This is a genomic window from Bacillus sp. 196mf, assembly GCF_003217275.1.
In the GTDB taxonomy this organism is placed as follows: Bacteria; Bacillota; Bacilli; order Bacillales; family Bacillaceae_G; genus Bacillus_A; species Bacillus_A thuringiensis_S.
Genome location: NZ_QJTG01000050.1, coordinates 1 through 12,628, shown reverse-complemented (window position 1 = coordinate 12,628; position 12,628 = coordinate 1). Strand labels below are relative to the sequence as shown.

The window sequence follows — 12,628 nt, the reverse complement described above, 5'->3', positions numbered from 1 at the left end:
AATGATTGAAGGACTTAATGGAACGAATTCAGCGAATAAAGGCATGATTGAAGCTATTAATTCAGCAAATGAAGGCATGCAACAAATGATTGAAGCGCTTAATGGAACGAATTCAGCTATGAAGGGCATGAATAATGCTATTAAACAGGCTAACGAAGGTATGCAACAAATGATTGAAGGAGTTAACCAAGCGAATTCAGGTTTACAAGGCATGAATAATGCAGTTGACCAGGCCAATGAAGGCATGCAACAAATGCTAAATGCCACAAATAAAATACAAAAAGAATTAGAAAAGGCAATTAGTGGTATGGATGTATCGATTAATGAGATTAATAGTATAATTGATGCACCGACGAAAGAGTTGCAGTCAGATTTAAAAACGATTCATTTAGATTTTGATTTCTCTAATATCGTACCTACAAGTTCACCAGAAGAAAAATTACGTCAACAACAGCGTGATGAAGCAATGTCTAATATACTTGCTTTTATGCCAGTTACAGGTAATTTCGTCTCTCTTGCTGAATTACTTTCAGGTAAAAATTTAAATAGTGATGCTGATTTACAAGCGTCTGATTATGCATTAAATATGCTAGCCGTACTTGGTGGTGGAGAAATTAAAGCTGGTGTAGCTTTTTTAGGCTCGATAAGTAAAGTTACCAAGAGACAGAAATTTACCAACACGAAGATAGATTTATCTTGGTTAGATAAGTTTGGTGATAAATATGCAGCACATGAAGTGACAGGTACTGTTAAAGTGGCTGGGCAAACTAAAGATATTAGTAGAAGGGTTTACCGTATGAAAAATATAGATTGGGATTACGTCGCCCCACCATCCGTTAATAAAAGCGGAAAGTCAAATCTTCAATTAGCTTTAGAAGGCGGGGTACCTTTTACAAAAGATAACCACAAAATTGAGTTACATCATTTAACGCAAAAAGAACCTGGAGCAATGGTTGAAATACCAGCTAATAAACATGATGAATTCACTAAAGCATTACATGGTTTAGTAGAATCAGGAGAAAGCTTTAGAAACGACAAAGAGCTATATAAACAGTATAATAATTTTAGAAATAACTATTGGAAAATGAGAGCAAAAGAACATTTAGAAGGGAAATAAATAGATGAATGACAAGATTATTTCAATCATTTCCACATATGAAAAAGATGGCGATTTTATGGGAGGGGTAAATGAAGATACAATTCGAGAAGCAGCACAAATGCTAAACACTACGTTCCCAAACAGTTATCATTGGTTTTTAAAACTGTATGGTAGCGGGGGACTGGATGGTATGGATATCCATGGTTGTGAGACAACAGCTGCGGATTCTTCAGTTGTTTACCACACCAAGTTATATAGAGAAACATATAACCTTCCTGAACAATACATTGTTTTAAATGATATCGATGGTACTGTGACATGTTTAGATACCAATCAAATGAAAGATGGCGAGTGTCCTGTTGTCTTTTGGAGTCGTTTTTCAAAGGAACTGTATGCCATTACTTATGAAAACTTCAGCGACTATCTATTAGATTCCTTACAAGAATCTGTAGATAATTTGTATGATGAGGATTAATTGATTATAGAATACTAAGAATCATATTTTATGTAATAATATATATTTATAGGTTTCAGATGATTTTACTGTTTTGATTTACAAAGAAAAAGCCGATTATCTCTAAACGTAGAGGGAACGGCTTTTTTCTATGAAAATTTGCTTAGCGTACGAAATTCGCGTTTTGTTGGTGCTACCCCATTATAGGGAGAATACCACATCTCTATAGATTGTGAAATTATTACAAATAAAAAACTAGTGTTAGCTCCTTATAGGGGGGATTAGAAATAATGTGACTATATTCCAAAAAAATTGGTATAATTTAGGTGGAAATATATTTTTAACAAAGGAGATTAATAATGAGAGGTTTAAAGAAAGTATTTTCTTTAATTTTTAATAGTAAAAAGAAAGAAATTAAGAATAACACCCATAAAGAACTAGCCTCAAAAATAATGAACTATTTTATTGAACTAGAACATTTTAACTTTATGAATTGTGATAAAGAATCATTAAGCCTTTTTAATTTTAAAAATTATTTTCATAGAGAACCTACTATTGATTACTATGACTTTATAAGGCCTAATGGTTCACCTCAAAATTATATGCAAATATTTCTACAAAAAAAGAGAGAAAGTGCAAAAGGTAAGTATTTAATGGATGCAAAAGCATCGTTATTCTATTTACCTGTTGCAAAAGAAGAAGTTCTAAGATACTTTTCTAATGAATTTGACAAGAAAAAAAGTTTTACTGATTTTCAAGGATTCCCCAATAGTTTTCTTATTCATATTCAATTAGATCATATGTTTAAGCCATTAAAGGATACAACGATAGAATCCAGTGTAGTAGTCAGTCCTATAATTAAGTATTTTCTCCGACCTGGAAAAAGTTTGAAGGAATTAGAGGTGGATTTAATAAGTACAATAACGTCAGTAATTGAAAGTGGAAATTATAGTAAGGTAAGTAATGATTTAGAGTTTGCTGAGTCTGAAGAACACATAGAATTGGCTAGGGCTATAAAATTTATACATGTTAGATATAAAAACTGGTTAGAACTTTCTCGAAATATTCAAGGCACATTGAAATCATACATAAAACATAGCCACTTCGATAAAGAGGGAGTTTTTCGATTTTCTAGTGATAAGAATTACGAAAAGAATATTCGACTTACATACAAAGAATATGTGGGAGTAAATAGTTTCTATATTGAAGATTTAGAGAAAGTAAAATGTAACATTAAGCATGAAAAGATAGGTAAAGCATTAAAGACATATTTAGCCTTAGATAACTGGGAAACATTAAAAAATTCAGGAGAAAGAGTAGACTTTTTTGATAATAAGAGTGTTAGTGAAATAAAAAGGATTTTACGAAATATCCCAAAAACGCGATGGCCTTCAGGTTTTCCTCTAGGACTTATGCAGCAGGTAGCTTTAAATCTTATAATTGAAAATTCGAAGGAAAAAGAGGGTTTTATTTTTTCTGTAAACGGTCCTCCCGGTACTGGTAAAACTACATTATTAAAAGATGTGTTTGCAAATATTATTTTTGAAAAAATAAAGTTTTTAAAGGAAACACAGGATTTATTTACAAAAATACAATTTTCTGAGGGACAAGAGGATTATTATTATTCTTTTCATTCAAAGCTTAAAGAATACCGTATTTTAGTAACATCAAATAATAATGCTGCTGTTGAAAATATAAGTATGGATTTGCCTAATGATGAGGACTTAATGAAAAACAATTACAAGTTTTTAGGATATAGTAAGGTTGAAAGTCGCTGGGGGAAAATATCAGCCGCAATGGGGAAAACATCAAATATAAAGGGGTATTTTCAAAATATTTCAAATGAGCTTAATGATCTGTGTAATATACATGCTAGTGCTGAATATTCCTTTGATAGTTTAGAAAAACAGATATCAAGTATGATTAAAACCGCGCAAGTAAACGATGACTTTGATGATATAGATGACGAAAAGTGGCAATCATCACAAAAACAATTTGTTAATATTGATGGTGATGATGAAGAAAATCGAATTAATTGTGTTCGAAGTAAGCTATTCAAAACAATGATGGATGAATATTGTACTTTCTTAATTGAAAACCAGGACAAAATAGAAAAAAATTTAACTTTAGCAAGGGCTTATTTTTTAGGTGGGAAAGAAAAAGCGAATCTTAATTCTCAAATTAATGAAAAGCAAAGGGAAGAATTCATTCAAGCAATGTTTGATACCATATTCCTACTTACACCTATAATTTCTTCAACATTTGCGTCTGTTTCAAGATTTTTAAGGGATTTGAAAACGGAAGATATTGGTTGGCTGTTTATTGATGAGGCAGGTCAAGCTACACCACAATCTGCAATTGGAGCCATTTGGCGTGCTAGAAATGTTGTGGTGGGTAGGTGATCCATTACAAATACCTCCGGTTGTAACGTTGAGTCATGATCAACTCAAATTAATAGCAAACGAAAGTGCTGGAATTACGAGTGAAAGCTCATTTTTCCATCATTTAACTAGAAGTGAAGTAAGTGTACAAGAATTTGCTGATCTTAATAACAAATTTGGTGGAACAATGAGTGACTCCAAAAATAACACAAAGTGGTTGGGCTCACCGCTTCGTGTTCATAGACGTTGTGACAGCCCTATGTTTGAGATATGTAATAAAACAACATACCAAGACAAAATGTTACATGCGACTAAGAACAAAGATATGGTACAGGATCCAATGTACATGAGTCAATGGTTGAATATTGGAGGAAGAACTACAGGTTCAGGAAATCATTACATTTCAGAGCAAGGAAAAAAAGCAATTGAGATTGCCAATAAGTTTACACAAAATAATCCAGGGAAAGATTGCTATATTATTTCACCTTTTGTAAGTGTGGTTCAAAAGTTAAAACAGTTAAAAAAAAATTCAGTAGAAAACAAAAAAATAGAAATCGGAACGGTTCATACTTTCCAAGGAAAAGAAGCCCCATTAGTTATTTTAGTTTTAGGAGTAGATGATCAGCGAACAGGCCCCTTAGATTGGGCATCCGGCACTCCAAATCTATTAAACGTTGCAGCAAGCAGAGCAAAAAAGTATTTTGTTGTAATTGGGAATTCAGATACTTGGGGGAAAAAGGAATATTTTGATACAGCTTTTAAATATTTATCGAAAGAAATTGTAAAGATAGAATAAGGGTGTTACCTTATTTTTTCTATCTTGATTTTATTGAAGTTGCTAACTAATTTGGTATAAGAGATATAAAACTAAGAATCTTATAAAATAAAAAAGAGATGTAGAATAATCTACATCTTTTTTGTGTCTTACATACCCAGGAATTTCTGGATAAGTTCGACGATGACAGGAGTCCCCATCAATGGGGCGAAGTCGAAATTGAATTCGAACTCCTTGCCACCTTCCGGAGTCTTCTTAAACTTGAGTTTAAGCAACTGATTTTCACCTCACAATCATGGCTAAGCTTACATCCGTAAGTAGATAACTTACAGCCATTGGATTGCCTCCTTTAAAGTGATTTCAGTATTCCTGCTCTCACAGACTTTTTGAGTCAATATAAATTATCGCATAATAACCATAATTTCACAACGAATATTGTCAAATTGTGAATATATTTTTCTGTGTAAAAATTACACAAAAAACAGCCAATGAAGGCTGTTAATTACTAGGACCTATTACTACTACTTTACCATCATCCCAAATAAGAATTTCTTGGAAAGAGTCAGTGAACCCTTTAGTTTCAGGAGCCCAAGGCGGAAAAAGTACAGATTTTTTTCGTTCCTTCCACTCTTGCATTCTATCGTATGTTTCTCTATCAAGCACGTAATTGTAATGATACAACGGTTTCCCATCGTCCATGCTCTTGCTTAAAAAGAAGAAGTCTTCTCCATACTTTTCTTTAAGCCACTTAGCTGCTTCTTCTTGATTTTCGAAATCAGGATAGCTTTTAAACTCTTTGTAACTAATACGATTATTCATCATACATTCCCCCATTTTTGACGAGTTACTTCTATTCTCAATAATTATTGTATCTTTTAATAAATAATATAAAAAGGAAAAATAAAAACTTATCCACAGATAGGTTTTTGTTTATATTCTTAGTATCCATTTGAATATTTTCCTATATGATCCTCTCATACCTATAATTGTTTCGGTACCCCTTTATATTTACTGGTCAGTTCTTATCAAGTCTGTCACTTTAGGAGATAATTTGCAGTGTTCTTTTACGTCCTGAGTATACATGATAATGTTATCTGTGTGGATCTCGTAATTACTGGATTAAAGGTTATTAAGTTAAGATGTTCATAACTTTCTCATCTAACAATTAAAAGAAGAAGAATACTTCAGAGCGAAAATTATTTGCAACTTTAATAAAAAGTCGTTTTTTTTCGTTTTGGGGGTACTATAAAATATTAGCTTGATAGCGATGGGGTACCTCCGCATCGCTATCAAGCTAATAAAAGTAAATAACCTCGGAACGATAAAAATAAACTTGGTTCCCCAAAAAAACATCACGTTTTCATACTGAAAGCATTATAGAAGTTTAACTTAATGATTATATAGCAGGTACTGATTATTAAAGAAAAAATGCATTAGAAATATAACTTAACTCTATATTTTTATTAGGAACAGCAAAATGTTGCTTTTCTAAGAGAACTTTTTTGAATATAAACTTTATCGTTTTCAATTTTGTATTTGATATCATACTCTTTTAATTTTTCAGTTTCGACAGTATGTATACTATCGCCCCATCTAACGAATTCTTCATTTTGATTATTTTGATAAAAATAATATGCTATTAACAAACTAAAAATTAACAAGCATAAAAGAATAATAATTTTCTTTTTCAAATCTATTCCCCCTAATTGATTTAAATTATAACATTGTTTATTGAACTAAACTTCCTGTTAGCGGAAGTAGGAAAACTGAAATAATAATATTTTGATTCAACTATTTTTATAAACGGTACGACATTATTTCGATTTTACATTAGGGGGTACCAACGTAAAAACACGGTTATTATACGCTGATATTTTTAGAAGTAAAAACCCTAACATAATAAAACAATTATTTACGACTCCTTCTCCTTGCTTTTTTTCGCTTATTTGTTTGACTATATTTTTTTATTTGGGTGCTTTTGCCCCTACTATAATTAGGTAACTTAAATATAAAAACAGAAATCGCAGTAAAAATGCAAAATATAAGCATTGCAATCATCCAAAGATTAATGTCATAGTCATATAGCTTACTAAAATACTTTTTGTCTTGAGTAATATAGCTTACATTACTATCAATGGTTCCGAGGATGTAGGGAATAACACAAACGTAACCAATTATCATAACAAATGTTCCAAGTAGGAAACTGAGTAAATGTTTTATCATGTTTTTTTCTCCTTTAAGTATGCTTTACTATACTATAATTTAGAAGAATGTTGTAATGTACCTCTGGAGTAAAGTTTTTTCAAATTTTCTAGTATATTTATGATTAGTTTTTTTGTTTTTATCTAAACAAAACTAATGGTCTGCTGAGGATTATGAATATAATAAATAAAAAAACACCTAGTTTTTAGGTGCTTTTTTATTGTGAAATTAGGTTCCATTTAGATATTGTTTCTCTGATCGGTATGGAAATAATTTCAAGAGCTCGATTACGCCTGTTTTGGGCTTCCGTTCTAAAATGTTCGCATCGTACAAATGAATCATGTTGTCTCTTGTCATTTGGAGTAAAGCTATGCTCAAGGGTCATTGAATCACCGCTATTAATCCCGTTAAAAGGGAAAGTTTTGCAGTTGTTTTCTTCAAATTGTGCGGCATATGAGTCTGTATAATTATCTTGGCAGAATGTTCTTAGTCTATAAGTAAATCCAAACTGGTCATGACATACTGCATTTTTTGCATTATCAATTATAATTAAACACTCTCTATCAAAACTAGTTCTAATTGTACTTTCATATGGAGTCAATATATCATTTACTTTTGGGCTATATTCTGCTGCTTTTTCCCTACGTATTTGCTTATATTCTGGATTGTTAGTCATATTCGCTTGTATTTCGAGTGCCAATAGAAATACATTAGCAACGCGGACTAAATTAATTAATATACCAAAAGTATTATACTGAAGTAAAATATTAATTAGCTCTAGTGAGCCAGAACGGATTCTATCGACTGTATCTTGATTATTTGTTCTAATTGCAATTGCTAAGTCTTGTTCATAACCAATTACTCTTCCAGCATATTCACGAATAAATGTATTTTCTATATCTTGGCGAATACTTTCTCTTAAATCTGCAATCACTCTTTCAAAAGATGGTTCGGAGCTTCTATTAGCTTCAAAAACTGCAGCTACTGCTATCGCGCCTATTTGACCTCCAACATAACTAGCGAGTGCTTCCGCACCTGCTTGAACGACAGCGTCCCAATTGATTTCACCTGAATTTGGATTTTGACTATCACCTGGCATAAACTTTCCTCCAATGTAAATTAATATAAACTTGATATTAGTTTACATCTACAAATTATTTTTATACGCAAGCTGAGAATAAAAGGTGTTAATTTAGCCAGAAGCTCAAGTGATATTAGTGAAAACAAATAATTGAGATATAAAGTAAGAAAATGATTTCTTTTGTTAAGGATGAGAATGCTCCTATTATAACTTCTAATTATGTGCAACTAACGATTGAAGATATATATTTAAGGAGACTTTAACAGAAGTAAATATTATTTTTAGAGATTTACCTCAATTGAAAAGTGACATAAAATATATGGATTTTATGTTGGGTGAATACAAGCGGAGATTAATAAAACCACCACAGTCGTCCTATTTTGAAATATGGGAGTTTAAAGTACCGAATTCTGATGGGGATTTTTTGTCCATTAAGTATAACGGAGAGTTATTTCACGCTAAATAAACATATGTATAATTCGCTTAATAGCTTCAATAAAAGTATAAGGGGGGGTAAATTAGAAAAGAGCTCAATTTTATAAAATAAAAGTGAGCTCTTTTCTATATAAATATTTATCATTATTCTAAATCGCTTATATAAGATTTTACAGCTTGCAATAAGAATTCTTCCTGTCCCATACCAGCCTGTGTGGCCATTTGCACTACTTTTTGTTTGAATGCATAATCCGCATGAAAAGTTAATGGCTCTACATTACTTTTAAAGTAAACTCCTTCTACATGTGGAAGGATTGTACCTGATTTCATATGAGAATGTAAGTATTTAATCTCTTCTTGAAACTGTAATGGATCAACTTGTAATACGAAAGGTTTAATTTCTAATTTAATAGTATCAGATGAAATACTCAATCGCATATTTGTGACACCTAGCTCTTTATAAAATAAATTTATTAGATTATAAGTAATGGAGTTAAATAGCTGAGGTTTTTTAAATGAAAAAGATAAATACCCTCGTTTTGTAATTACAGCTTGCTTACGGAAAGATTCAAAGGAGTAATCATGTTCTTTATAAGTGGATAGAGGAAAAATTTCTTCGTCCTCTGTAAGAATCTTGCCGTCTGCTCCATTGATTTCTATTACTCTCGCTATTTTTCCGGTATGTTGATGTGTTAATAATTGATACAAATATATATCTTCGTCCTGAATCTTAGCAATGAATGTTTTTCGCTCTTTTGAGGTAGTTTTTTCATAAGTAAGTTGAAAAGTTTCAAGGTCATCTTTATCGATGATATATACTTCTTTTCCGCGCTTTTCAATCTTTGAAGCAGGTAGTTTTCCAGATTTGATATATGTAAAGACAGTAGATGGTGCTACATTCAGAATCTCAGCTGCTTCTTTTGTACTATAACCCTCAATCTCTTCGATATTTTTTAAACGTTCAATATCCTCTAAATAGAAAATCTTACTACCGAATTGCTTCCAGTTATCTTTATATACACATTCTATTAATCCATGTTTTTCTTTCTTTAAAATTGTTTGTACCGTTACTCCTAATAAGTCGGCTGCCTCTTTTGTCGTTACAGTAGGTTTTGTAATGAACAATAAATCTTGTGTCATGAAAGGACACCTCCATAACTATTGTTTACTAGTATTTTAGATATGTATATATCATATCAGAATATGAGATACATTTAAAATGAGAAATAGAATTTATTAAAGTTATTATAAATACTTCTAATTTAATAGAATTTTAAACTTAATTTATATCTTAATGTAATTTTTGATTTATTTTCTTTGTAATAGTTATTTAAAATATAAGGTATTAACTATTAAATTACATCTATTTACTAATAATTTATAAAAAAATATAAGTATAGGATAATGGAGAAGAATGTAGGATTCTTACGTAAAGAATATGAATTATCATTTGTATAATGTATAGAAGTAAAATAAAATGATAGGAAGGGTTAATAAAAAGAATTATATTCATAATCTTTAATAGTAGAGGTGAATTTGAAATATGGATAAACAAAATAAAAAAGAGAACTTACCTATAATAACGAATCAAAGTGAAGATATAGATAGATATGTAGAAAATATAAGAGATATGGTTCCATTCCTGCATGATAGTCGTTATGTAGATAAGTTGGAAGAGAAGATGGAGGTTGCAGAAAAAGAGGTAAAGAGTAAATATACGTATTTAAGTGACCTGGAAGTCATTTATCATTTCGTACATTTACAAAAAGATATGGATGAGAAGAAGAATAGAAAAGAGGATACGAAAAAGAGTTATGTTTCCGAAATCTTATCATTTTGTCAGTGCATGGTGCAGCATGCAGAGGAATTCGAATTGAATGGGAAAGAGGTTCAGCAAAATGACTCATTATTAAAAACATTACAGCCCTGGCATATTCGTAAATATAATGCTTGGTTGAAGCAGGTAGAGAACGGTAGAAATGGGGATACGTACGCAGTCGCAACACTTGCAAAAAAATCCGTACTTATACGTTCTTTTTTAAAACATCTTCATGTATTTGCTTATATTGAAAGACCTCTTCATGAAGAACTGCAGCACGCGAATGTAAATGAACAGGATCGGCCAAATCGGGACCTATCCTATGATGAAGTGATGAAAATTTTAGGGGTTTATAAAGAACAAGGGCATTTAGTAAACTATACAATTTTACTAGCTCTAGCAAGTACCGGTGCAAGAATTCAGGAATTGTGCACTGCGAGAGTGAAAGACTTACATTATGACGGAAAGTATTGGTTAAAAGTCACAGGAAAAGGGGATAAAGTACGCGAACTTTTCATTCCTGAGCATTTATTCCAATGTATTAGCGAAATGAGACGGAGAAGAGGATTCCAAACGATATTAGATCGGGGAGATGAATGTCCTTTATTCGTAAATCAAAGAGGGAATTTTTATAATCCGAAAACTTTATCAAATCAGGTAACAGACATGATAAAAAAGACAAATTTAGATTTCTTAAAGTATCGTGAAAATCCTGTAACGGCACATACATTCCGTCATGCATTTGCAATCATGGCAGTTGAACAAGGAAATGCGGATCTATATCATTTAATGCAAACACTAGGTCACGAAAATATCCAAACAACAAAAATCTATTTAGAGAAACATATGAAAAGAAAGAATAATGTGGGGACTTCATTTGCGGATATGCTGATGTGAAATTTCAATATAAAAACCTTATTTAATTATGTATTTTTTACATAATTAAATAAGGTTTTATTCGCGCGAAAAATAATTTGAAATCATTTTGATTTGGTTTATTGAGTAGTTAAGTTTAGTGACAGCTAGTAAAGTAGGGGTTGCACTTGGAGTAGATACATCAGTATCTACAATTGGTTCTGTCGTTGGAGGGGGCTCATATTTCACTGATTAACAGTTGAACCTATTGTCCTTTTAAAATTAGGTATTCTCTCACCTAATTTCTCTTTGCTACTGCTAATTTTGATATATTGAAAGTAAGAGAGAATTTTTTAAGTAGGTAGACAGGCTCTAGAACTCTAAATAAGAAGTATGGAACATAAAAGTATGAATATTTTTGGGTATGGTAAGGTGAGAAGAATTGGCATATTTATTTTTAGCATTTATGCTTGTAGTTGGCACATATTTCCTAGTTTTCGATAACTTTTATATAACTATATTCATTATATTTCTCATAATGGCAGGGAAGTCACTATATGACAGCAGAAAGAACAAAGAATAATCAGGGATATAGAGACAGTATGTGAGTAAAATACTGAAATATTGATACATTTTAATTATAAAGTAGGTCATTGTCGAAAATGTTAGTACAATGGGCGCGCTTGCTTTTCTATTTTTGATGATTTCTCTTGCGAAGGATCCTAAAGATGTAAGTTTGCTTACAATCCCAGCTTACTTCGGTGGAATGTGGGTCACTAATTTGCTTACTGAAAATGGATTTCAAGGTACCTTTATGTATATGAGTTGGATAGCAGTCTACGTCATATTAATGATTTATCTTATATTCGCTTCGATTCGTTTAGGCATACGTAACATAAAATATATTAAGGAGAAAATAAGAAAGCGTAGAGTTCATGATGGTCGTAGGATAAACGAATATGCCACGTTCTTTCAAGATTCCAGCAACCTCACGATAGCTTAAAGAAAAACGACAATAATAGCCGACAGCTACCAAGATAATGTCTCTCTCGAATTGTTTTCCTTTAAAATATCCCATATGTTATACTCCTCATCTCATTTTTTCTACAGTCTAACTCAGCTCCAAAAACTTTGCAACAGAACCGGTATTTATATAAAGAACGCCATTTAGTGGAGTGTTTTTTCAATAAAAATCAAGCATTTCCGTAGAATCGCAACACGGTATGATAAGCTGACATCTTCTTTGTTAGCCTTTGTATATATCGCTACCATTTTTCGATTAACACAATGAACAACAGTTTTTAGACACAACCTAGACTCATTCGAGAAAATTTGGAAAACGCACGAAAAAGGACGTGTCCACGCACAGTTGATTTGTACGAGGTATTCTGCTGTGTGCTATACGTTCTTACCACAGGCTGCCAATGGTGTAATCTACCTAGTGATTTTCCAAACTGGAAAACAGTTTATTTCTACTATCAGATTTGGCGGAAAGTAGACGAGAATGGCATAAGCCTTCTTGAAAAA

Annotated in this window: 9 protein-coding genes and 3 pseudogenes; 6 read left to right on the top strand and 6 right to left on the bottom strand. The window is 31.7% G+C overall.

Annotated features, from left to right (window positions below; translation table 11 throughout):
• The 3 genes and pseudogenes from ATL10_RS29305 to ATL10_RS29295 form a co-directional block, all read left to right on the top strand.
• On the top strand, window positions 1-1,117 hold a 1,117-nt coding region (locus ATL10_RS29305; protein ID WP_276567463.1), incomplete at its 5' end, for an HNH/ENDO VII family nuclease.
• Between the two features lie 4 nt (window positions 1,118-1,121).
• A complete protein-coding gene (locus tag ATL10_RS29300) occupies window positions 1,122-1,574 on the top strand; it encodes an SMI1/KNR4 family protein (RefSeq protein WP_000998210.1) in 453 nt (150 codons plus the stop codon).
• A 338-nt stretch (window positions 1,575-1,912) separates the two neighbouring features.
• A pseudogene (locus ATL10_RS29295) lies at window positions 1,913-4,730 on the top strand (AAA domain-containing protein).
• Window positions 4,731-5,207: 477 nt separating this feature from the next.
• On the opposite strand, the gene ATL10_RS29290 reads toward ATL10_RS29295, so the two are convergent.
• The 5 genes from ATL10_RS29290 to ATL10_RS29270 form a co-directional block, all read right to left on the bottom strand.
• Window positions 5,208-5,528 (bottom strand): hypothetical protein, encoded by a 321-nt coding sequence (locus ATL10_RS29290; protein ID WP_110498148.1) that lies wholly within the window; start codon window positions 5,526-5,528, stop codon window positions 5,208-5,210.
• A 644-nt stretch (window positions 5,529-6,172) separates the two neighbouring features.
• A complete protein-coding gene (locus ATL10_RS29285; RefSeq protein WP_110498147.1) occupies window positions 6,173-6,400 on the bottom strand; it encodes a hypothetical protein in 228 nt (75 codons plus the stop codon).
• Between the two features lie 217 nt (window positions 6,401-6,617).
• The gene (locus ATL10_RS29280) at window positions 6,618-6,932 is read right to left on the bottom strand and encodes a hypothetical protein (protein ID WP_110498145.1); all 315 of its coding nucleotides are present in this window, start codon (window positions 6,930-6,932) and stop codon (window positions 6,618-6,620) included.
• A 196-nt stretch (window positions 6,933-7,128) separates the two neighbouring features.
• Window positions 7,129-8,010 carry a hypothetical protein gene (locus tag ATL10_RS29275; protein WP_110498143.1) on the bottom strand — a complete coding sequence of 294 codons (882 nt, stop codon included), beginning with the start codon at window positions 8,008-8,010 and terminating at the stop codon, window positions 7,129-7,131.
• Window positions 8,011-8,571: 561 nt separating this feature from the next.
• On the bottom strand, window positions 8,572-9,567 hold the full coding sequence (locus ATL10_RS29270; protein ID WP_110498141.1) for a helix-turn-helix domain-containing protein: 996 nt from the start codon (window positions 9,565-9,567) through the stop codon (window positions 8,572-8,574).
• Between the two features lie 403 nt (window positions 9,568-9,970).
• On the opposite strand from ATL10_RS29270, the gene ATL10_RS29265 reads away from it, so the two are divergent.
• Together ATL10_RS29265 and ATL10_RS32250 are read left to right on the top strand one after the other, a co-directional pair.
• Window positions 9,971-11,143, top strand: coding sequence for a tyrosine-type recombinase/integrase (locus ATL10_RS29265; protein WP_110498139.1), 1,173 nt, complete (start codon window positions 9,971-9,973; stop codon window positions 11,141-11,143).
• Window positions 11,144-11,774: 631 nt separating this feature from the next.
• Window positions 11,775-12,032: pseudogene (locus ATL10_RS32250) on the top strand (hypothetical protein); the annotation flags it as partial.
• Here ATL10_RS32250 and ATL10_RS29255 read toward each other — a convergent pair.
• Window positions 12,018-12,179, bottom strand: a pseudogene (locus tag ATL10_RS29255) (IS6 family transposase); the annotation flags it as partial. The pseudogenes ATL10_RS32250 and ATL10_RS29255 overlap by 15 nt on opposite strands.
• A 242-nt stretch (window positions 12,180-12,421) precedes the next feature.
• Here ATL10_RS29255 and ATL10_RS29245 point away from each other — a divergent pair.
• On the top strand, window positions 12,422-12,628 hold a 207-nt coding region (locus ATL10_RS29245; RefSeq protein ID WP_142670031.1), incomplete at its 3' end, for a transposase.